Raw genomic sequence first — 20,199 nt, forward strand, 5'->3', positions numbered from 1 at the left:
GCGTGTAGGGCCCAACCCGGGACGTGATCCGCGAGCAGGGACCTGAAGCCTACCCCTGCGGCGAGTGCACCAAGGCCGGTCCGGACCCAGGAAGCATAGGTACGCTCGTAAGCTAGTCGGGTGCGGTCGGTGGCGAGCTCGTTCGTGGTCTCGGCTGGCTGCGTCATGTCGGCTCCGGGTTGTCAGCGATAATGTGCCGATCGCGACCGCTCTGGCCTACCCAATTCGCACCCTCACTGACCCATTATCGTGCTTTCCCTTTCATCGCCGTGCGAAACGGCAAGAAGCCGAGCTTGCTTCCACTATCTTGTTCGAGCCCTAGGCTCATCGAGTTCAATCTAATCCCTCTTAACCCTGTTATGATCCCTCCGACTCCTTGGCGGAGGAAGGTTGGCGAGCATGCAATTCTCAATAGTCACCATGCTCCTGCCAGTATCTGCCCTTTTGCCGTCTGCGACGCATGCGGGGCCGAGCGATGTAGTAAATGTGGATGTCCGCGCCGGGCCACTGTCTGGAGCCTTGGGTGAATTCGCTCGGGAGACCGGGACTGGGCTCTTGTTCGACAAAACCATAACCGACCATCTGTCGGCGCCAGCCGTGCGTGGCACCTTCACGAGGGGAACTGCGCTGAGCCTGCTGCTCCGCGGCACGGACGTCAGCTATCGCGTTGTTGCCGGCAGCTTCGCCCTCTATCGCCTGCCTAAATCTGAGAACGCCGATTTCCGTGACACGGCCAGGGACTTGCCCATCCCCGAGATCCTGGTGATGGGACGGCGCAGTCAGAACGTGGATATCCGTCGCTCGACCAACGATATCCGGCCCTACAAAGTTCTGGAGCGCTCCAAGTTTGCCGAGGCGACCCGCGATGATCTCAACGAAATCCTCCGGACCGAGCTTACCGCCAACGCAGCCTCTGCCGCACCGGCGCAGATTCTTAGGAACGCTGGGGATTCCCGCTCTTCGATCGATCTTCGCGGCTTAGGTCCCGATCGAACACTGGTGCTGGTGGACGGTCGGCGTTTCCCAACGATTCCGACCTTCACCCTCGACAACCTGCAGCCCGACATCAACGCGATCCCGCTGATCGCGATCGAGCGCGTAGAGAGCATCACTTCCACCGCCGGGGGCACTTATGGCCCTGGTGCGCTTGGCGGGGCAGTGAATATCGTACTCCGCCAGAAGATGCGCGGAGTGGAAATGCGAGGCACGGCAGGGTTAAGCAGCCGCGGCGACGCCGGCACAACCTCTCTTGAGACTATGATCGGGCTGCGCAGTTCGGACGATCGCACCGGGATCATGCTGGTTGGCGGCCTACGCAAAGCGAACGGGCTGCTGCGGAAGAATCGCGACTATTCCGAAAGGCAACGCAAACTTCAGTTCAAGAACGATCCTGCCGGCTATTCTCCACTCCGCTATGCAGCGAATTCCGGAGGCTTCTATCGCTTCACCGACTCCGTGACTGTTTACAGCAGCTCAGGTGAGCCCCTCCGACTAAAGCCAGAGTATGGCGGTGCCAATCTCGGGTCGGCTTATTCCTATCTGCCAAGTTCGTTCTCAGGCTCACGAAACGAGGCCATCACGTTGCTGCAGGCCAACGCGGGCAAGCTGACATTCGACTCGGCGCCGGACCTTCGCGACGGCGAAGCGTCTCTGCTTCCGCGTGTCCAGTCGGAGGCCGCGCTGGTGAACCTGGACCATCGGTTCGGCGATGCTTTCGAGGTGTATGTCAGCGGAGCATGGTTGCAGAACAGGAGCCGGTACGACTTCGCTGATGGTGAGCAGACCGTGACTTACCCCTTTGCTCCCACTAACCCTTTTCAACAATCCGTCGTTTTCACGCTTCCGCGTCCGGACCTCATCGGGCTCTACACGCAGAAGATCGTGACCACGCACATGACCACCGGCGTGACTGCCTCCTTGGGGGGGCACTGGCGCCTCAACATCGACGCGTCGCTTGGAAGAGTTCGGGTCAGTAATGCGAGCGTTAACAGCGTCGTCAGCTTTCCATTGCTCAATGCACTGCTGACAGGAAAACCCGGTGGGCTCGACTTACCGGTCGTTGACCCGCTTGCGCCCGAAGCCGAGCGAAACGCAGCTTTACTGGCATACCGAGAGACTGGTCGGACCAGCCAGGTTCTGACCAATCACTTCTACGATGCTTCGCTGCGTCTCGCGGGACCTCTGGTGCACTTGCCGGGAGGGCCTTTGACGGCGACTGCATCGGCTGAATGGCGACGCGAGACGGTTCCCGAAACGCAGCGCGTCAGTAACTTCCCAGCGAGCAAGCGCGTCCTCGACAACTCGCCGCGGCAAGTGCAAGTAGCTTCCGCTCTTCTGGAGCTTAGGGCGCCGATCACCGGGAGTGACCAAAGGCTCCCGTTTTTACGCAAGCTCGAAGTGCAACTGGCTCTTCGAGGTGACAGTTCAAGAACGCTTTATCCGACAAGTTTTGGGTCCATTCTGCCGGGGCAGGAGCCGGAAACACGCTCGCACCGGCTCGCTCTCACTTACACTGCCGGCGTGCGCATACGTCCCCGGCACAACCTGCTGTTACGGCTCAGTTCTGCAACAGGTGAGCTTCCGCCCACGATCCGTAACCTTCAATCGACGTTCGGCTATTTCGTCAATTCCGACGCGCTGCTCGCAGACAGCAAGCGTGGAGGGCGGCCGGTCGGAAGTGAGCGCTCCTTCATCTTCCTTTACGGTGGTTCGCCGGACTCTCCTCCCGAACGAGCACGCGGCATCTCCGCTGGCTTGGTCCTAAACCCCGATCCGAGAAGATGGCCGCAGTTCTCGCTCGACTATTCACACATTCATCGGACGCGTGAGCCCTACGTCCTCTCCTACATCTTCTTCGACGACGAGAATGCACTAGCGAGGGTTCCCGAAGTTCTGGCGCGCGAGGGAAGCGATCCTGGCAGGCTCAGGCGGCTGCCGCTGACCGACGCCGATGCGGCACTGGGCTTCACGGCTGGTATCGTTACTCACGTGGACGGCCGGGGCGTCAATGATGGCGAGACCGTGTTGAAATCCCTAGATGCCGATCTGTCCTGGCAATTGCCCGCGACACGCTTTGGGATCTTCGACCTCAATGCTTCCGCGACCTGGACGAGCTCTTTGCGTCATAGGATATCCGGTACCAGGCTTTCGACGGAGCGGGCCGGCTATGCCGACGGCCCGGTGAAATGGCGCGGAGTGTTGTCTCTTGACTGGCATCTCGGCAGTAGTTCAGCAGGCTTACGAGCAAACTACACTGGCAGCTATCGACCGATCTATGGCAGCCCTGCCGACGCTCAATACAATCCGCAGATTCTGCGCTTTCAGGGCCGGCAGCGCATTCCTCAGCAAGTTACCTTCGACCTGCGTGTCGGGCAGACGTTGGCGGTTGGGGTAGGAGTTCTGAAGAGAGCTCAGGTCGAGCTGGTCATTGCCAACGTGTTCGATGCGTCCCCACCAATCACTGCTGACCCTCAGACTCTGGGTTATAGCACCTACGCCGACCCACGGCGGCGGCGTTTCTCGCTCGCGCTTGGCACGGCGTTTTGAAGCGCTTGGGCACGCTCGCGCATGGCGTGCCGGGCGGAAGCGGGCCGAAAGAGGCGGAACCGAAAGAACTCGCCATAGCCCGGATCTAAAAGCAGCTGAGCAAATTCAGCGGAGCTGCCCGTGCCTCGTCCTAACCCGAAGCCGAAACCCGAACATCATCTCTTCAGTCTCACTGCGGCCGGCATCTTCCTTGCCGTGTTGATCATTCTGGCAATCTTCGACAACGCTTCGAGGGTTACCAACCATCACGGCGAAACGCCGCAAGATCTCGCGCTTGATCGAGCTGATCGCACCGCTGGCTTTCCAACGGAGGGACCATCGATCCCGCCGGATGGACCCGGCCGGCGGGCCGACGCTGACAACGCCAGCTCGGAGACTGCTCAATCAAGCTCGTCGCAGAACAAGTAACCTCGGCCGGCGATTGTCTTAATCAGGTGTCGATCTTCGCCAAGGACCTTACGCAATGTAGACAGCTGTATCCGAACATTGGTGTCATCGACGGTCGTCGTCGGCCAGACGAAAGAGATGATCTCGCGCACTGTTACGATCCTTCCGCGCCGGAGAAGCAGCAAGTGGAGAAGGTCGTAAGCGCGGCTTCCAATCGTGACGGGTAACTCATCGCGGAGCAGGACACGCGCGCTTGGGACAAGGCGCCACTCTCCAAAACGGAGTTCTTGCAAGCTCATTTCGGACAACACCGATACGCCGACGCTCGTGAAGTGCCCGCAAGAAGGCGTCGATCGGGGTACGGGCCCGTCAGCGGACCCGCTAACGATTAGATTAGGCTTGAGAATAGCCCCTGACCAATGCATCGCCTGCTCCGCTTCGAGTGCCTCCATTCTCAAGACGCACGGTCAGCAGATTACCTCACGTGGCGGTGGAGCGATTTCGATTCAGTTCAGACTCTTGAGCTCGATCACGTCCGGCCCCTGGCGATGAGCCCTAACGGGGTACACAACTCCCAGAGCTTCGGCAAAACCGTCGGGATCGCCGTTCCGGAACCTCCCTGTGATCCGCAGATCGCGTAAGCGCAGGTCAGCGATGATGAGCTTGCGATCCGAATAGCGGTTCAGCTCGGCGAGCGCTGACGACAATACTTCGTTGTCGAACGTCGTCATGCCCTGCTGCCAGTCCAGACTGGCGTGAGGAACAGGCGATATCGTCCGCTTCCCATTCCCCCCATCCACCAGCCTTTGCCCGGGTTCAAGGATCTGAGCTAAACCAGCGGAGGTTTGGATGGCGACACGACCCTGAAACAGATCGATCCGTGCTTCTCCACTGCTGGCCTTCACGCTGAACCGCGTTCCAAGTGCCCGGATGGTGGTCGGGCCTGCCACCACGACAAAAGGTCGGGCAGGGTCATGTGCAACGTCAAAGAGCCCCTGGCCCTCAATCAATCGAAATTCCCGCTGATTTCGTCCTAGCCGCACATCGATCTTGGTCCTTGCATCAAGAACAAGCTCGCTGCCGTCGGAAAGACGTAAGGATCGTACCTGTCCGCCAGCTGATGCAAACCGAGCCCACTTCTGCTCGACTGCCGGTTGAGCAATCTGGGGGTGAGTTGTCCTCCCAGGATCAAGGAGACCATAGAGCGCGGGTGCGGCGAAGAGCAAACAAATGGCAGCGGCTACAGCTGCGGCAAGCTGCAGGGAGCTGAAAAGGGGCCTGCGTTTCGCCTCTCGTGCCTGGCTTCGTAGTTCGGACAGAAGGTCGGTATCCTTACTCTCGTCCAGTACTGTCAGAACCCCGCACACGTGCTGCCAAGCCTCGCGGTGGCGATGATTGCCACGGAGCCACTCGTCCAAGAGCGCCCTCTCATGCACCGACAAGCCTTCGCTTTGGCGAGCGGCCCACATGGCAGCGGCGTGTTCCGGTGACAGGTCAATGGAATCCTGCCAGGTTTTAACATCACGTATCATGAGCAGTCTCACTTGGCAGAGTGCCGAGGTGACGAATGGCACGGATCATGTGCTTCTCGACGGCGCTCACCGAGAGGCCCAGCTGGATCGCGACCTCTCTGTAGCGCAGGCCCTCAAGGCGATGGAGGATGAAGATGGTGCGAGTTCGCTCGGGCAGTTCGAGCAAGCGAGCCAGAGCGGACCGGAGTTCTTGTTTCCCAGCCGCTATGCGATCGGGCGCCAGGTCGTCCGTTCCATGATCCGCTGGCTCCAGCGAGACGTGGGCACTTGACTTACGGACGGCGCGTCGGCGGCCATAGTCCGCCAGCACATTGGAAGCGGTCTGGAAAATGTAGCCATCAAGATTGCTGATCTCGGCACCGGTCTGGCGTCCTGCCAAACGTACAAAAACTTCTTGGACGAGGTCATCGACATCGTTGACTTGGCTTAGCCGGCGCCTGAAGTAATTACCCAGGCTCGCCCGCAAGGCTCCGTTACGAGCTGCCGCAGCGGCAATCTCGTCGGCCTTGATCGGTTCGCCAGACATCGGCGAAGGTTGAGCCATCAACTGGTCGATTACTAGTGCCTTGCTGTGAGACGCAGGTCGGTCCTCTCTCACCTATGACGCAGGCGTTCGAAAAAACCTCATGGCTTCAGATCAAGCCGTCGGTCGGTAGGTGCAGCTTGATTGTGGTGCCGCCTGCAGGTCGGCTAATGACCTCGATGGTACCGCCAAGCTGATCGACGAAGGCCCGAACGCTACTTAGGCCCAGACCCGTGCCGCCCTGGTCCTTCTTGGTCGTGAAGAATGGTCGAAACGCCTGCCGGACCACCTCGGGCGGCATTCCGGTCCCATTGTCTGAGACGCTTATGACCACGCAAGATTCGGCTTGGCGGTGAAGGTGACAGGACCGAGCCTCGAACAATAGGACGCCGCCTTCGGGCATCGCATCCCGTGCATTGAGAGCCAGGTTTAGCAAGGCGTCTTCTAGCCGCTGTGGCGCGCAGTGAACGGGCGGGAGGCGGTCAGTGGTGAGAGTCTCAAGGCGGATATGCCCGCCAAGCGACAAGCGCAGCAACTCACTGAGCATGAGTATCGTCTCCCTCACGTCGACCTGGCGTTGCTCGGCGCCGGCGGCGGTAAGGAGGTGATTGGCCATTCTACTGGCACGCTCGACCGCCCGCGCTGCCGTAGCGGCGGTTCTCTGAATCTCCGGGCTGGAGTGATCGCAAAGCTCGCGATTGAGGAAGTGAAGAGCGCTCGCTGCGCACTGCATCATGTTTCGAAAGTCATGTGCGAAGGTGAGCGGCAGTCGCCCCTCCGCGGCTCGGAAGGCTTCGCCACTCTCTTCGGTATAATGCTGTTGTTGTTCGGTCATTTCGTCTGGCCTCCCCAAGGCGGCTAATGCTGTCCGCGAGTGGAGTGGTGATGACCCTATGTTGCCGGTCGATCTTCTGTGTTCGCGTGGCCCTTTTGCGCCTGCACTGCTGATACAGATCACTACGTTTCTTTACACCGTTTGACTCCGACTTTGCGTCCTTCGAGGCGACAAGGGCTCCTCGGCCGCGGAACGGAACCCGGCTTGTGGACAGGAGCCCAGTACATGTTCGCTGACCCTAGCAACGCACCACCTGGTCATCACTTTCCTCAACATCCCTCTTGGGGAAGGCCTAAGTTCGAACCCAGCGGAACGATCGTTGCCGGACGCTGGACCGGTGTCGACCATGGCACGCATTCCCATGAGGCGCCGGCGAACGGCGCGTACCTTGCGGCGGCGGTATCGCTCCGCCCGGTCCAAGCCTCACTCTGGATTGGAGGCAAGCTCGCCTATGACGGTCGGCTCTCGAGCGGCATGATCTATGCGTGCCCACCGGCGACGGACGCACGAGCGCGCTTCGAGGGTCCTGCTGAGGAGCTGCAATTCTTCGTGCCGGTGCGCCTGTTGGAGCGCCTCGGCTGCCGCTGCTCACTCGAGCAACTTCGCGATAAGATGGAGGCTCTTGCCAAGCCGTCCGTTGATCCATTGGCCGAGCGTCTCGCGATGACCCTTCTTCAGAACGCTGCCTCCTCATGCGAGGCTCAGACAGCCTTCGTCCGCGGTTTGGAGCAGGCGATTGTCGCCCGCCTTCTCTGGCTCAGCGAGATGCGGGTCGACGGACAGCCTGGCCAGAATGGCCTGCTGCACTGGCGATTGAAGCGGGTCCTCAACCTCATCGAAACGCACTTGGGCGAGCCGCTACGGCTCGCAGACCTCGCCGCGGCAGCGGGTCTCAGCCGAATGCACTTCGCCGCACAATTCCGTCGGAGCCTGGGGGTCAGCCCCCACGAGTATCTTGTGAGGCGCCGCGTCGAACGCGCGCAGGAGCTATTGCGCGAAACGGACCTCCCGCTGGTCGAAGTTGCGCTCACCGTGGGCTTCCAGAACCAGGCTCATTTCACCACGGTGTTTCGGCGGCAGGCAGACCTCACGCCTGGCCGATGGCGCCAGCAGCAGCAGCTTTTCGGGCAGACGCAGCCGGGCAAGTTGGCCGCGTGATCGTTCGAAAAGCGCTTAGCCATGCTGATCTGGAAGAGCAGCACCCGCGCTGGCGCTAGCGACCGTCTCATACATTTCACGAGAAAGGAGATGACGCGATGAACGACAGCGACCCGCAACGAGTAGTCCGTGAAGAACTCGAATGGGAACCGAGCGTCGACGATGCACACATCGGTGTGAACGCTCGCGACGGCATCGTTACGCTCTCTGGAACTGTTAACACCTATGCGGAGAAGCTTGCCGCCGAGCGGGTCGCCGCACGCGTCGATGGCGTGAAGGCGATTGCTCAGGAACTTGAGGTTCGTGATGCCTTCATGCGCCCGGAGGGCGATGACGATGTAGCCCGGCGCTGCACTGAAGCCCTCTCCTGGACCGTTACCCTGCCAAAGGACCGTGTGAAGGTCAGAGTCGAGCATGGTTGGGTAACCCTGAGCGGTGAGCTCGAGTGGAATTACCAGCGCGAGGAGGCTTTTGAGGTCACCAGAAAGCTCCGCGGCGTCAAGGGCGTCATCAACAACATGACGCTCAAGCAGCGGCCGACACCGAGCGATTTTCGCGAGCGGATCAAGGCTGCGCTAGTGCGAAACGCGCAAATCGAGGCCAACGGCATCGCTATCCACACCGATGGCAGCAAGGTGACGCTGACCGAAACGGTCCCTCGGTGGTCTGAACGCTATGCCGCTGAGTACGCTGCCTGGGCAGCACCCGACGTGATGGATGTCGATGACCGTCTGACGGTCATCTGAGGCTAGCTGGAGCGCCAAATCCCTTGGTCATGGAGAAACTCACATGCAACGCGAGCCACTGATTGTTGCCGTCTATGCATCGCATGGAGGCGCAGACAAAGGCGTGAAGACCCTTGCTGAAGGCGGGTTGGACATGCGCCGCATCTCGATCGTCGGTCGGAACTATCACTCCGAAGAGCAGCCCCTCGGCTTTTTCAATTCCGGGGACAGGGTCCGCTTCTTCGGCAAACTAGGGGCCTTCTGGGGTACGATCGGAGGCATCCTGTTCGGCTCTTTCGTTCTGTTTGTGCCCATCCTTGGTCACCTTGTTATCCTTGGTCCGCTGGCCGCCACGCTGGTGAGCGGTACAGAGGGAGCGATCCTCGGCGGCGGTACCGGTGCGCTGATCGGAGCACTGTCTTCCATCGGCGTGCCTCGGGACTCTGCCATTCGCTACGAGGCCGCACTCAAGGCGGACAAGTTCCTGCTCGTTGTGCACGGTGATCAGCAAATGCTCGACAAGGCACGGAACCTGCTACGCGAAACGGGCGCCGAGGCACTAGACGAACACCGCCCAGAGCCGGCTGCGGCCTGATCAGGAGGCAAGCTCCCATGACAGACGATGCACTTCTTGCGCCCAACGGCGTCGACACCGGCCGCGGACGCGAGAGCAACGGCCTCGTTGCTCCCATACCAGCCATCAACCGACTGCTTGCGGACGTCTTCACCCTGTACGTCAAAACCAAGAACTATCACTGGCACATGTCGGGGCCGCACTTTCGCGACTACCACCTCCTGCTCGATGAGCAGGCGAGCCAGCTGTTTGAAATGACCGATGTGCTTGCCGAACGTGTCCGCAAGCTCGGGGGCCGGACGCTCACCTCGATCGGCAGCATCGCGAAGCTGCAACGGCTCGCGGACGACGATCGCAGCGACTGTGTGCCAGGACAGATGCTGCAAGCGCTGGCGGCGGATAATCGCCAGTTAGTTGAGTTCCTCCAAGAAGCGCACCGCTTGTGCGAGGACGAAGGCGACGTTGCCACCACGAGCCTGCTGGAGACCTATATCGACGAGGCCCAGCGCCGGATTTGGTTCCTCGCCGAAGCGGGCGGGACTGATCGCTAGCAAGAAGGTTACAAAGCAATGAGCAGGATATTCTTCTGCCTTCTACTCGCCTCGGCGAGCGGAGTTGCGCATGGGGCGCCGGTCAGTGACGCTACTGCGATCGCCTGGACTCGCCCGCAGGATCAGGTGGTCTCTCCCGAGATCCGGCCTGGCGAGCTCGCAACGCTGCTAAAGCCTGTCGACGCCTTTTACGGCTTCTGGGTCAACGGCAGCCCCGATCTGCTCAGGGCGGCCCTTAGCCCTGAGTTTGTCGACCATACGCTTCCCCGCGGTCGGCCGCAGGGGCCCGCCGGGCCAGCTGCAGCTTCAAAGACCTTCCTGGCCGCCGTGCCCGATCTCAGGGTGACCGTCGTTCAGCGTCTAGTTGTGCGCGACCGAGTTGTGTCGCACCTTCGTTTCATTGGTTCTTTCACTGGCACCTTCGCCGGACGGAAGGGCAGGGGTGAGAAGGTTGATTTCATCGCAACCGACATCCTCCGGGTGCAGGATGGGTTGATCACTGACAACTGGCATCTCGAGGACAATTTGACGTTCCTGCAGCAGATCGGGGCCATTCCGAAGAGCTAATGCATGGGCTGAAGGGAAGGCGGGCGGTGCTCCGGGAGCGCCGCCCGCCTCTTATCGTCAAAGCGGGACGATCCCGCGGTTGCCTTTGGCCAGCGAGGCGACTTCCTCCGCCGATAGGTTGAAGTGCTGCATCACTAGCGCCGGCGGCGTGTGCGAAAGCCAATCGGCCAGCGATACCTCAAGGTACTCAGGCGCGCGGAAGATCTCCATGAACTTCAACACGTCGCGACCAGTATTCTCGACATAATGGCCGAGATTGCGCTTCACCAAGCCGACGTCGCCGGCTCGGAAGTCGGTCGTCGTAGCCTTGGGGCCGGTATCGAACACCGTCATTCGGGCTTCGCCTTGAAGGTAATATTGCCACTCGTCGGCATTCGGGTGCCAGTGCAACTCGCGCATACCGCCGGGCTCAATGGTCACCATCGCTGCCGCGATCGTCTTGGACGCGCGGAAGTTGTGGCTATCCGCAATCTGGATCTGACCGCCGCAGTTGCGCCGGACGGGTTCGGACCGTGACAGCCGATAAATTACTGGTTCGGCCTTCGGCTGTGCGCCGACTGCGGCCTGGTCGGCCGCAAGGCTGCCCGGCTCCTGCCCCTGGAATATCCATAGTGAGTGCAGGGGCATGTTGCGGAAAGTGGACTCCGGCACTCCGAAGTTCTTGGCGAGCACATCGAGGGGAACGTGCGCCAGAAAATCGGTCACGAGGAGTGTGTTGCTCTCCGACTGCTCGCCGCCGTCGAATGCAAGGACGAATTCGGCTCCGTCAGGCCCCAGTCCCTGCAGGGAGTGCGGACAGCCTGCCGGGAAGTACCAAAGGTCGCCGGCTTCCACGTCCTCGACGCTTGGCACCCCTTTGAAATCGAGAGTGGTTACCCGGCAGTGTCCGCGCGTCATTATCGCCCACTCGGCGGTCTGGTGCCAGTGCAGCTCCCGTACGCCGCCGGGAGCAAGATGCATGTTCACGCCGGCGATTTCTTCGGAAAGGGCAAAATCATCTGCCGTTATCTCCCGCGCCCAGCCGCCACGCTGAATGCGCTTCGGTGAGATGTTGAAGGATGACCAGAAGAATGGCTGGGTCTTAATATCCGTCGGAGGTGGGCTGGCCTGGGAGGGGAATTGCCGCTCCATCGTGACGTTCTGAGGCCCGGCGCTGCGAAGGCTCTCTGGAACATCGCGGACGTTTACCGCTCCTTCTGCTGGCAAGTCCGGATTGCCAGGCGAGGGCACCTCATGCCCGATCTCCTCGATTGGTTCGTGCGGGTGGGACTTATCAATCATGGTGGTCGTGACCTCCTTTGTTGAGTGGCGCCTGGCGTTGGGAGCGGAGACGCGCGGGGATCAGCAGCGCGCTGCCGATAGCGGGAAAGAGGAAGGCGACGGCGCCGAGCGCGTGAGCCGTCGTGCAGCCAGCGACAGCTCCGGTCACGAAGAACAGCCATTGACCCGCGTTATCGGCAATGTTGCCCGGCCGGCGTTGCAAGCGATCAGCCAGTGCCTGGCCAAGGCGGACCAGAGCGCCGGTCACCATGGTGCCAACCGGCACCCGATTGACCTCATGAAGCGGCGCATTGAGCATGCCCATCGCCACCAGGGCGCAGAGTAGTGCGGGAAATCGACTGGCGCCGGATCCTAGCAGTGCCGCGGCAAAGAGGAGCGCAGAGGTGAGGCCGAACACGAATGTGTTGCCATTGCTTGTTGCTTCACTCTGAAGAAGGCGCCCAAGCATCGCGCCGAACACGAATACTACCGCTGGGAGCAGGTATGTCGTTGCGTGAGCAAGTTTGAGGACTGACAGGGCAGCCGCGAGCTGCGTCGTATCTCCGCTCATGAAGGAGACAAAGATCCCTGCGAACAGCAGGAACCCGGCACCGTCGGTCCAGCCGGCCACGGCGAGAACGAAGAAAGCTTCGGCGCGCTGGCCCAATAGGGTGGGCGTATCGCTCATGGAGGGGGAGGTACGCCCGCTGCCTGTCGTTCTCTTTCGCAACCGAACGACCGGGCTCCGCGGGTGGGCGACTACGTAAGTTCAGGGCGTAAACAGAAGATTGCAGAGCATCATTGTCGCCAAGTGCAAGGGTCATAGCGAATGGTGCTTTCCGCATGTCCGAGCCTGTCCGAAGCTGCGATCGCCGGGGCTTTATGCGCGGCGCTGGTCAACTTTCCTTGGTAGCAAGCGGAGCTGGGCTGCTTGGACTCCCCGCGCAGGCGGCTCAACCGACCAGCCTTGAGAACGAGAAGGCTGAAGAGCCTCTTGCCGAAGCGACGATCAACGCGCTCGAGGGCGCCTACGGCGTTCACCCCAAGCAGCGCCGCAATCACACCAAGGACGTTGGCGCGCTGGGAATCTTCACCGGCAATCCGGAAGTGCAGCGCTGGTCCAAATCTCGGCTTTTCTCAGGAGAGGCCACCCACGTAGTTGGTCGCTTTTCGATAGCTGGTGGCGATCCGAAGGTGAAGGACTCCGATCGGAGCCCTCGCGGACTGGCGCTAGAGTTCCGCATCCCTGACGGAAGCCTGCATCACATGACGATGCTGAACACCCCAATGTTCTTCGCGCAGGTGCCGCAGACGTTTCTTGACAAGTTCATCGCCCTGGCTGTCGATCCCACCACGGGGAAGGCGGACCCGGCTCGGTTTGCCGCCTTCAACGCCAGCCACCCGGATACCCGAGGACAGGTCAAGTTCCTGACCGACAACAATCCTCCGCGCAGCTACTCGGAAGAAGCGTATTTCGGCATCCACACCTTCTTTGTCGCCAACAAGGCCGGGCAGAGGCAGAAGGTGAAGTTCCACTTCGAACCGCGAGACGAAATCCACCGCCTGACGGATCAGCAGATGAACTCACTGCCCGATCACTTCCTTGAGGCCGCACTATCGGAGCGGCTTCGCCGTGGACCTGCTGAATGGGATCTAATCCTCACCTTGGGTGAGCCGCAGGACGAAGAGATCAACCCTACGCTCTTGTGGCCGAGCAATCGACCCAAGATCAAGGCAGGAAGGCTCCGCTTGCATTCGTCGGCCAGCTCCGAGCAGGCCGGCAGTTCCAAGATCAACTTCGATCCCTTGATGCTCAGCGATGGCTTCGAGGCGAGTTCAGACCCCATCCTGCTGTTCCGTTCCCCTTCCTACGCGGTCTCTCATGGCCGCCGCCTGCAGGAGGCCTGACTATATGACGCCAGTTCCAGGATTGATCGTCCGCCGCAGCACCCGCAGCTTTGCCGAGGCACTTGCCGGCGCCGTAGGAGCGCTCCAGCGGGCGAATGTGCCGTTGCTGGCCACCATCGATCACAGCAAGACCGCGGCAAAGGCCGGCCTGAGCCTGCGGCCGACAACCGTGCTGATCTTTGGCAACCCAAAGGGAGGTACACCGCTGATGCGGGTACTTCCCACCAGTGCGATCGAACTACCGCTGAAGCTTCTGGTGTGGGAGGATCCGGCCGCGGGTGTGTGGCTTGCTGCCGATGATCCCGAGTGGATTGCAGAACGGCATGGGAGCGGTGCGCCGCATCCGGAACTGATTGCACCTTTGCAGGCCCTGACTGAGCAGGTCCTACTCAGCGCTGCGTAGCGATCAGGCGAGTCGAGCAGCGTGCTGAGCACCCTCTCTGTGCTGGCTGCTGGTCGACAATCTGCTTGGCTCGCATTCGCGTGAGCCCGCGTCTCATCGCTCGACGCAAGGTGCCTGCGATCCCCTGAGCCGCTTAGCGGGCCTCCTCGCCGGCGGCGGCGATCTCTGACTGCACCTGCACTGGAGCCGCATAGGTGTCCGCCGTACCCGGTGCGATGACCAGATAACGACGGCTGTCGATTTGCTCGGCTTGAACGATCTGCCGGATTGGCCCGGCCGCATTGACGATTGCCGCTCCGGCGGGATTGGTGGTGAATTGCGCTAGCGGCTCGAGTGGGCCGGTACCGTCTGATCGTAAAGCCAGTGCCAGGACGTAATTCGATTTGGGCTGCAGACCACCCACGGCTGCCTGCAACATCTGTATCTGACCCTGGTCGAAGAGCGTAATCTGGGATCGGCCAGTGCCGGTCAGCTGCAGCAGCACCTTCCGACCAGCAACGCCGAGGGGCTGAAGGTTCGCTAGTCCGTCGCCTTCCGGCACAGCGCCCGGAATATAGGCAACTCCCTGGGGACCTTGGCCGATCGGGATGGTCGCGACCACCTTGTTCGTCATCGTATCGATCGCTGCGACCTCGTCGCCATTCTCGATGCCAACGTAGATGCGGCTGCCGTCGCCCGAGGGCCATAAGCCATGCGGCATGGATCCCACCTTGATGCTTGCGACTTGGGCGAAATCGGTCGTGCGATAGACCTTGACCAGGTCTTCAGTGCCGACGGTCACGTAGGCAAACTGCCCGTTGGCGTTTCGGACTATGTTCACATGATTGGTGATTGCGCCCGTATCGATTGTGGTCAGGGTATCAAACGGCGGCCGAGCGTTGAACACGCTCACTTTCCCGACGTCTTTGAGCGTGAACCAAACCTGTTTGCCGTCCGGGGTAGCCGCAATGTCCGGGCAGAATGGACTGGGCTGCTTCACGCGTCCCACGATCTTCCGACTTCTGGTCTCGATAACAACTGTCTCCGGCGAGAAGCTGGAGCAGACATATCCATAGCGTCCATCGGGTGAGAAGATCGTCATCCCCGGGCCGTTCGGTACCGTAATGCGGGCCACCTCGCGGTAGTCATGCCCGTCGAGCACCGCGATGTAATCTTGCCCACGAACGCTCACCCACACTTCGCGACCATCAGGCGTGAAAAAGGCCTCGTGCGGCGAACGTCCGACGTAGGTCGTGTGCTTGACCTTGTTCGTGGCGGTATCGATGAAGGTGACCGAGTTACTTCCGATCGAGACTACGGCGAGAGTTCGACGATCAGGTGCGAAGCCCATTCCATGAACAAGCAACTGCCCACGATAGAGTGGGCTGAGGTTTGCTGGCGTGGGATCGCCGAGCCGGATCACTCCCAGGAGCCTATTGCTGAAGGGATCGATGACCGAAACGGTGTTCGAGAATTGATCCGAAGTATAGAAGCGATCGCGATTGCTGATCGGAGTCGCTGGCGCTGACTGAGCAAAGGGGACCTGATCAGCGAGTGCAGGCGCAGCGGACGCAAGAAACGCGAGCCCCGATAGCAACTGCCTCATCATCTTGCCTCCTCGCGTGGCCTGTCTTGGTTGTTCTCGAGCTCATGGGCGATCTGCTCCATGAGACGGATTTCTTGCTGCTGCTCGACGATGATGCCCTGAGCGAGCCGGCGCAGCCGCTCGTCCTTGCCGTAGCGCAGCTGCAGCACTGCCATGTCGATCGCGCCCTGATGGTGGGGGATCATCATCGCCGTGAACTCACGGTCAGGGTCGGCGCTCGCCGGTGTCGACATGGCATAATGCATTCGCGTCATGGCCGCGCTCATTGCTTGGTGGAAGTCAGCAGGACTGACCATGGCTGCCGATGCGGCCGAGCAGCCAACGAGGAGCAGCGCCGCGCCGGCAAGTGCGGGAGACCTCATGCGCGAAGAATGCTGCTGCCTCATCTTGTCACTCCACCGCACCACTTTGTGCAACACGCGGGCAACACTCCTGCTGCCGCTACCCACGATCTATTCACCAGCATCGCACCGGGCTCCTTCGCTCCTGGCTGACCAGCCATGATGAGAGCTGCAGCTGACGATTGCCCACATTAGCACCCCTTCGGGATCGACACTTTCGATTCCGAACGGCCGGGCGAAACGGCGGCTCGAGACGAGAGGAGAGGGCACTGCAAGCTGCTAGGGGGCAGGACTCTGACGCCAGCCATCTGCGAGCTCCCACAAGCGTGCCGAATTATCTTGATCCAGGGCATATGGCGCTACGCCGCTCAGCTCGGGGTTCCGATGGGTGACGACATCTGCTTCCTGGCAGTCTTCGAAATAGCGACCGCCCACGTTCTTAACCAAGGGTGATGCAGCTAGCAGCACACTCGTGGCAGCCCCCTGAGCAATTGATTTCTGCCGCTCCTTGGGCGTTCTCAGGCCGCCGGTGTGTTTTTGAAGGCCGGTCGCGATCGCGCCAGGATTGAGGGCGTTCGCATAGACGTTCGAGGACGACCAACGTCGGTTGGCTTCTACCGCCATCAGGATGACGGCAGTCTTGCTTTGCGCGTAAGCAAGCACCGGATCGTAGGGCAGGAAGCCGAAGTTGGTGTCCCCGAAGAAGACTGGGGCCATCAGGTGGGCGCTCGAACTGACGGCGACTATCCTTCCACCTTCTTCAGCAAGCGCAAGTTGCAGTGCCTGAGCAAGGTGGAAGTGGCCGAGGAAATTGGTTGCGAGCTGCAATTCGACGCCCTGCCGGCTCACCTGTCGGGTCGGGATGGCCATCACCCCCGCATTGTTGATCAGCATGTGCAGTGGACCTCGCCACATCCTCGCGAAAGCGTCGACGGACTCAAGGTCGGAGATGTCGAGATGCTCCACGGCGAGCTGTTTGTTGCCAGTCAGTCCATGAAGTTCGCGAACCGCCTGCTCACCAGCCGTGAGATTTCGCACAGCGAGGGTGACACTGGCACCGGCAGCTGCAAGGGCGCGGCAGGTCTCGAACCCGATGCCGGCGGCCCCACCGGTCACGACCGCACGCCGACCACCAAGGTCGATGCCGTCAAGGACGTCCGATGCTGTAGTCGCGAAGCCGAAGCCGTTCCTCGGGGTCGTCATGTCTCTCTCTCCCACGGATGGTCCGGCCTGGCAGGCACCGTGTAGCTCCCCTTCTTCGCTGCGCACTCCCTGCAAGCAACAAAGCCCGGAGCGCCGCCCCGGGCTCCATTGTTAATCTAGAGCCGCGACTTCGTCGTCTCCGGCTCGATGCTGGCGATGACTTGCCGTGCATCGAACGCGACCGGGCTGTTCGGTTTTGCGCCGCGATAGAACGCGATTTCAGCCGACGCCTCGTAGCTCGTTACGGTATTCACATCGAGATTATCGGCCCAGAAGGCGCCTCCGCCCCACGGCGACCATGAGCGCCAGCCAAGCCCGCCAAGGCGATAGCGCCAACTTGGCCCCCAGTAACCGTAAGGTCCAGGGCTGAAAGGCTCGGTGATCTCCGTGCGGACAGTCGGATCTGTTTGCTTCGAAACGAGAGTGAAGCCGTCATAGCCGTTCTGCAGCGTCACCTGGGCTGCACGCAGGAGAAGATAGTTCTCCACTTCCTTGCGCGACGTAAAATCATTGCCTGAGAAGGAGACCCGGTAGTGATCTTGGTCGATCCGCTGATCCGAATAGCCGCCTCGCGCATGGCTGCTGCCGAGCGGCTGGTAGGGCGTTGATGTTGCACAAGCCGAAAGGAGCAGGGCGGTAGCGGATAGCACGATGGATTGGCTGACCAAGCGAGGCATTGGCATTTCCTTTGCGACAGAATGTTGCTGGCTTTTCGGGCCTGCTGCCGCTTTGCCAGCCCCTCGGCCGATTGGTCTTACGGGCAAGGCCTCGCTTTTTGGGGATCACACGTTCGCATGGGTCGGCCACTTTCAGGGTTCGACCTTATCCCCCATCATGGCTGATCGACGGATCGTGAAGGTGAGGGTGCAAGGTGAAAAATATCATTGATAGGCGACCGGAGAAGGTCACCGTGGAAAGCACAGGCAACGGTCCGTTTCAGGTTCGCGCAACCGTTGCGGGTGCCCAGTTCTTCGTCGACGAGCCGGTTTCCGTAGGAGGCCTCGCAAGTGGTCCGACACCTTACGACCTGATCGCAACAGCCCTGGCCTCGTGCACCGCAATGACACTCCAGCTGTACGCACGTCGCAAGTCGTGGCCGCTCGAACATGTTGCCGTCAACGTGGAGCACCGCCGGGAGTATCTGAACGCCAAGGACGATTTCCGGCGTGAGTTGCTGCTGAGCGGTCCTCTGTCGGAGGAGCAGCGCGAGCATCTGCTCACCATCGCGGATCGCTGCCCCGTGCATCGGACGTTGGCTCCAGGCTCCGACATTCAGACGACATTGGTCTTCGCCCATCAAGTGCAGGGCCCAAGCGTGCATCAGATGCACTTGATAGACATGGAGGAGTCGTGCGCTGACCGCGGTGATTAACTCCGGGGCGCGGGGAGTTGGGTGCTGGCGGTCACCTGCTCCATCGGGAGGAGGGGTCTGGAGGGTGACCGTCAGCAAGCGCGATCTGATTATTGCCGGCGCTCTGCCCAGCCATTTGCTTCTTCGATCGCAGACCTTCCGGTGCGACGATCATACAGGCACAGGTAGGTGACGGAGGGTGGCGCGTACCGGCTGGCTCTCGGAGTGCCAGTCACCAGCAGAGCAACCGTCCCGACGCGATCGTTGAAGATGATCGGGTTCGACACGCGCGTTCGACCAAGGGCTGAAGATTGAACGCAAGAGCGCTCCGCGCGGGCCTGGAGTGCCGCCCAAGCCTTGGGCGTTGAGGCTGCAGCCGGGAAGGTTAGGAGGCCAGTAGCGGCGAGGAGAAGTGTCTTTTTCATGCGGCCACTCTTACTTTCGACGTTGAGATCTCTCTTTCGAGAACGAACTCAAATCACTGATCGTGCCCACTCTGCTTACGATTGATCTCATCTAAGCGGTACGTCTTCAGCCCGAAGAGTCGCTGCCCCGTGCGATTATCGGTCCCAGAGAGGACCACAAGCATGGTGAACGGCTCATCCCCCGACATTAGCAGTCGCCCGCCGGCACTGTCCGGCTCTATCACGTGTCGGATCGTCCAATCACGGGTGAAAGCTGGGTGGGTGGAGCGAACTGAAGACAACTCGTGCGGTATGCAGCCTTCGTCGCTGGACGAGGGAATGAGTGTTATCGCAACAGACGCATCGAAGAGCGTGTTGCTTCGCTGATTGGCCGCGTGGATCGTCAGTACAGCTCCCTCCGGCCGCGTGATAAGGCTGACGGACTCGGAAAAGGCGATGAGCGCTGTCGGCCGAGAGAAGCGGGCGAAGGCACAGCCAGTCAGAAGCGCGACATAGAGTAGGCCAACGGCGACCTCGACCACGGCCAGAATGTTCGCGTAAAGCGAGACTGGATAGACGTTGCCATAGCCGACGGTCGCCAGTGTATCGACACTGAAGAAGAAGGCCCGCAGGTAGCGGGCACCTAGGGGGAAGTTTGGCGTTCCGCCAAGGCCGTTTGGATCAAGGCTATAGAGCGCGGCGAAGAATAGATTGAGGGCAGAAAATGAACCGATGAAACACACCAGCAAGCGCCGACCGCTCATGTCGATGATCTTGTGGTAAAGGTCACCTTGGAGACTTTGGAGCCAGCGCTGGTGAGTTGCCTGTCGCGGGACGAGCATGAGGTCGCGCTAGCCGTTGGCGATCCTGCCCACCTCTATCTCGATACTAGAAATCTCAAATCGATCGAACACGCCAGCCTTTGCGATCGGGCCCTCGAGCAACCACTTCTCGGCATCTGCGACGCCTTCGGTTTCGAGGATGACGAGGTACCCGCGCCGGCAATGGTGAATGCCGCGCATCAGGGCGACAAGCTGTAGGTTGGCAGCCGTCAGCCGGTCGTTGATCTCGGCCTCATGCTCGATCAGTGCCTCTTCGGAGCCCTCCTTGAGGTAGCTGACGATCATCAACAGCATGTTAGGCTCCTCGTACCTGGGTTCAGGAGGCGCCCTGCAGCACCCTCGTGCGATTACTCGCTCACGCTGAAGCGAGAGTGCCTCGGCAATGACAGCTGACTGGGAGCGACGCTTTCGAAACCGCATGGCCGGTGATCCATCCTTGTGAGGGAGGCCTTGGCCCAGCGCTGCACCGTGCATTTGCGTTCGTTTGGTTCCTTATCGAAAAGC

The 20,199-nt window shown here is 60.7% G+C and carries 21 protein-coding genes and 1 pseudogene; 9 read left to right on the forward strand and 13 right to left on the reverse strand.

Annotation, left to right across the window (positions count from 1 at the left end; translation table 11 throughout):
* Positions 1-8: 8 nt before the first annotated feature.
* Positions 9-167, reverse strand: a pseudogene (locus OMW55_RS13915) (DUF202 domain-containing protein); the annotation flags it as partial.
* A 388-nt stretch (positions 168-555) separates the two neighbouring features.
* Here OMW55_RS13915 and OMW55_RS05200 point away from each other — a divergent pair.
* On the forward strand, positions 556-3,546 hold the full coding sequence (locus OMW55_RS05200) for a TonB-dependent receptor plug domain-containing protein (protein ID WP_264881352.1): 2,991 nt from the start codon (positions 556-558) through the stop codon (positions 3,544-3,546).
* 380 nt (positions 3,547-3,926) lie between these two features.
* Here OMW55_RS05200 and OMW55_RS13920 read toward each other — a convergent pair whose 3' ends face one another.
* The 4 genes from OMW55_RS13920 to OMW55_RS05215 all read right to left on the reverse strand — a co-directional run bounded on the left by OMW55_RS13920 (position 3,927) and on the right by OMW55_RS05215 (position 6,823).
* Positions 3,927-4,385: a winged helix-turn-helix domain-containing protein gene (locus OMW55_RS13920; protein ID WP_407822101.1), complete on the reverse strand. Its 459-nt coding sequence runs from the start codon at positions 4,383-4,385 to the stop codon at positions 3,927-3,929.
* Between the two features lie 54 nt (positions 4,386-4,439).
* A complete protein-coding gene (locus tag OMW55_RS05205) occupies positions 4,440-5,465 on the reverse strand; it encodes a FecR family protein (protein ID WP_264881353.1) in 1,026 nt (341 codons plus the stop codon).
* On the reverse strand, positions 5,455-6,009 hold the full coding sequence (locus OMW55_RS05210) for an RNA polymerase sigma factor (protein WP_264881354.1): 555 nt from the start codon (positions 6,007-6,009) through the stop codon (positions 5,455-5,457). The genes OMW55_RS05205 and OMW55_RS05210 overlap by 11 nt, the downstream gene beginning before the upstream one ends.
* An 88-nt stretch (positions 6,010-6,097) precedes the next feature.
* Positions 6,098-6,823 (reverse strand): sensor histidine kinase, encoded by a 726-nt coding sequence (locus OMW55_RS05215; RefSeq protein ID WP_264881355.1) that lies wholly within the window; start codon positions 6,821-6,823, stop codon positions 6,098-6,100.
* 474 nt (positions 6,824-7,297) lie between these two features.
* On the opposite strand from OMW55_RS05215, the gene OMW55_RS05220 reads away from it, so the two are divergent.
* From OMW55_RS05220 to OMW55_RS05240, 5 genes are all read left to right on the forward strand, one after another.
* Entirely contained in the window at positions 7,298-7,981 is a 684-nt protein-coding gene (locus OMW55_RS05220; RefSeq protein ID WP_264881356.1) for a helix-turn-helix domain-containing protein, read from the forward strand.
* 98 nt (positions 7,982-8,079) lie between these two features.
* Positions 8,080-8,727 (forward strand): BON domain-containing protein, encoded by a 648-nt coding sequence (locus tag OMW55_RS05225; RefSeq protein WP_264881357.1) that lies wholly within the window; start codon positions 8,080-8,082, stop codon positions 8,725-8,727.
* Between the two features lie 43 nt (positions 8,728-8,770).
* Positions 8,771-9,301 carry a DUF1269 domain-containing protein gene (locus tag OMW55_RS05230; protein WP_264881358.1) on the forward strand — a complete coding sequence of 177 codons (531 nt, stop codon included), beginning with the start codon at positions 8,771-8,773 and terminating at the stop codon, positions 9,299-9,301.
* 17 nt (positions 9,302-9,318) lie between these two features.
* Entirely contained in the window at positions 9,319-9,831 is a 513-nt protein-coding gene (locus OMW55_RS05235; protein WP_264881359.1) for a Dps family protein, read from the forward strand.
* Positions 9,832-9,957: 126 nt separating this feature from the next.
* Positions 9,958-10,398: an ester cyclase gene (locus tag OMW55_RS05240; RefSeq protein WP_264881360.1), complete on the forward strand. Its 441-nt coding sequence runs from the start codon at positions 9,958-9,960 to the stop codon at positions 10,396-10,398.
* Between the two features lie 57 nt (positions 10,399-10,455).
* On the opposite strand, the gene OMW55_RS05245 is transcribed toward OMW55_RS05240, so the two are convergent.
* Together OMW55_RS05245 and OMW55_RS05250 are read right to left on the reverse strand one after the other, a co-directional pair.
* A complete protein-coding gene (locus OMW55_RS05245) occupies positions 10,456-11,679 on the reverse strand; it encodes a cupin domain-containing protein (RefSeq protein WP_264881361.1) in 1,224 nt (407 codons plus the stop codon).
* Complete coding sequence (locus OMW55_RS05250; RefSeq protein WP_264881363.1) at positions 11,672-12,346, reverse strand: YoaK family protein; 675 nt, start codon at positions 12,344-12,346, stop codon at positions 11,672-11,674. The genes OMW55_RS05245 and OMW55_RS05250 overlap by 8 nt, the downstream gene beginning before the upstream one ends.
* Before the next feature lie 155 nt (positions 12,347-12,501).
* Between OMW55_RS05250 and OMW55_RS05255 the strand changes: the two genes are divergently transcribed.
* Together OMW55_RS05255 and OMW55_RS05260 are read left to right on the forward strand one after the other, a co-directional pair.
* Positions 12,502-13,566 carry a catalase family peroxidase gene (locus OMW55_RS05255; protein ID WP_264881365.1) on the forward strand — a complete coding sequence of 355 codons (1,065 nt, stop codon included), beginning with the start codon at positions 12,502-12,504 and terminating at the stop codon, positions 13,564-13,566.
* On the forward strand, positions 13,541-13,969 hold the full coding sequence (locus tag OMW55_RS05260) for a DUF302 domain-containing protein (protein ID WP_264881367.1): 429 nt from the start codon (positions 13,541-13,543) through the stop codon (positions 13,967-13,969). Before OMW55_RS05255 ends, OMW55_RS05260 begins: the two co-directional genes overlap by 26 nt.
* A 133-nt stretch (positions 13,970-14,102) precedes the next feature.
* On the opposite strand, the gene OMW55_RS05265 is transcribed toward OMW55_RS05260, so the two are convergent.
* The 4 genes from OMW55_RS05265 to OMW55_RS05280 form a co-directional block, all read right to left on the reverse strand.
* Positions 14,103-15,557 carry a YncE family protein gene (locus tag OMW55_RS05265; RefSeq protein ID WP_264881368.1) on the reverse strand — a complete coding sequence of 485 codons (1,455 nt, stop codon included), beginning with the start codon at positions 15,555-15,557 and terminating at the stop codon, positions 14,103-14,105.
* Positions 15,554-15,973, reverse strand: coding sequence for a CopM family metallochaperone (copM, locus tag OMW55_RS05270; protein ID WP_264881370.1), 420 nt, complete (start codon positions 15,971-15,973; stop codon positions 15,554-15,556). Before copM ends, OMW55_RS05265 begins: the two co-directional genes overlap by 4 nt.
* A gap of 201 nt (positions 15,974-16,174) precedes the next feature.
* A complete protein-coding gene (locus OMW55_RS05275; protein ID WP_264881371.1) occupies positions 16,175-17,098 on the reverse strand; it encodes an SDR family NAD(P)-dependent oxidoreductase in 924 nt (307 codons plus the stop codon).
* 116 nt (positions 17,099-17,214) lie between these two features.
* Positions 17,215-17,775, reverse strand: a complete 561-nt coding sequence (locus OMW55_RS05280; protein ID WP_264881373.1) for a CC0125/CC1285 family lipoprotein — start codon at positions 17,773-17,775, stop codon at positions 17,215-17,217.
* Positions 17,776-17,969: 194 nt separating this feature from the next.
* Here OMW55_RS05280 and OMW55_RS05285 point away from each other — a divergent pair, with 194 nt between their 5' ends.
* A complete protein-coding gene (locus OMW55_RS05285; protein ID WP_264881375.1) occupies positions 17,970-18,470 on the forward strand; it encodes an OsmC family protein in 501 nt (166 codons plus the stop codon).
* Between the two features lie 457 nt (positions 18,471-18,927).
* Here the strand turns inward: OMW55_RS05285 and OMW55_RS05290 are convergent, their stop codons facing one another.
* Positions 18,928-19,695, reverse strand: coding sequence for an inward rectifier potassium channel family protein (locus tag OMW55_RS05290; protein WP_264881377.1), 768 nt, complete (start codon positions 19,693-19,695; stop codon positions 18,928-18,930).
* 9 nt (positions 19,696-19,704) lie between these two features.
* A complete protein-coding gene (locus tag OMW55_RS05295) occupies positions 19,705-19,989 on the reverse strand; it encodes a YciI family protein (protein ID WP_264881378.1) in 285 nt (94 codons plus the stop codon).
* Positions 19,990-20,199: the final 210 nt, after the last annotated feature.

Source organism: Sphingomonas arvum (assembly GCF_026013565.1).
In the GTDB taxonomy this organism is placed as follows: domain Bacteria; phylum Pseudomonadota; class Alphaproteobacteria; order Sphingomonadales; family Sphingomonadaceae; genus Sphingomicrobium; species Sphingomicrobium arvum.

Bases quoted from the DNA above. Each gene is read 5' to 3' on its own strand.
- OMW55_RS05280 (WP_264881373.1), bottom strand. From the start codon at position 17,775: ATGCCTCGCTTGGTCAGCCAATCCATCGTGCTATCCGCTACCGCCCTG.
- OMW55_RS13920 (WP_407822101.1), bottom strand. From the start codon at position 4,385: ATGGAGGCACTCGAAGCGGAGCAGGCGATGCATTGGTCAGGGGCTATT.
- OMW55_RS05220 (WP_264881356.1), top strand. From the start codon at position 7,298: ATGATCTATGCGTGCCCACCGGCGACGGACGCACGAGCGCGCTTCGAG.
- OMW55_RS05235 (WP_264881359.1), top strand. From the start codon at position 9,319: ATGACAGACGATGCACTTCTTGCGCCCAACGGCGTCGACACCGGCCGC.
- OMW55_RS05210 (WP_264881354.1), bottom strand. From the start codon at position 6,009: ATGGCTCAACCTTCGCCGATGTCTGGCGAACCGATCAAGGCCGACGAG.
- OMW55_RS05255 (WP_264881365.1), top strand. From the start codon at position 12,502: ATGTCCGAGCCTGTCCGAAGCTGCGATCGCCGGGGCTTTATGCGCGGC.
- OMW55_RS05205 (WP_264881353.1), bottom strand. From the start codon at position 5,465: ATGATACGTGATGTTAAAACCTGGCAGGATTCCATTGACCTGTCACCG.
- OMW55_RS05290 (WP_264881377.1), bottom strand. From the start codon at position 19,695: ATGCTCGTCCCGCGACAGGCAACTCACCAGCGCTGGCTCCAAAGTCTC.
- OMW55_RS05250 (WP_264881363.1), bottom strand. From the start codon at position 12,346: ATGAGCGATACGCCCACCCTATTGGGCCAGCGCGCCGAAGCTTTCTTC.
- OMW55_RS05275 (WP_264881371.1), bottom strand. From the start codon at position 17,098: ATGACGACCCCGAGGAACGGCTTCGGCTTCGCGACTACAGCATCGGAC.
- OMW55_RS05245 (WP_264881361.1), bottom strand. From the start codon at position 11,679: ATGATTGATAAGTCCCACCCGCACGAACCAATCGAGGAGATCGGGCAT.
- OMW55_RS05295 (WP_264881378.1), bottom strand. From the start codon at position 19,989: ATGCTGTTGATGATCGTCAGCTACCTCAAGGAGGGCTCCGAAGAGGCA.
- OMW55_RS05230 (WP_264881358.1), top strand. From the start codon at position 8,771: ATGCAACGCGAGCCACTGATTGTTGCCGTCTATGCATCGCATGGAGGC.
- OMW55_RS05225 (WP_264881357.1), top strand. From the start codon at position 8,080: ATGAACGACAGCGACCCGCAACGAGTAGTCCGTGAAGAACTCGAATGG.
- OMW55_RS05215 (WP_264881355.1), bottom strand. From the start codon at position 6,823: ATGACCGAACAACAACAGCATTATACCGAAGAGAGTGGCGAAGCCTTC.
- OMW55_RS05260 (WP_264881367.1), top strand. From the start codon at position 13,541: ATGGCCGCCGCCTGCAGGAGGCCTGACTATATGACGCCAGTTCCAGGA.
- OMW55_RS05265 (WP_264881368.1), bottom strand. From the start codon at position 15,557: ATGATGAGGCAGTTGCTATCGGGGCTCGCGTTTCTTGCGTCCGCTGCG.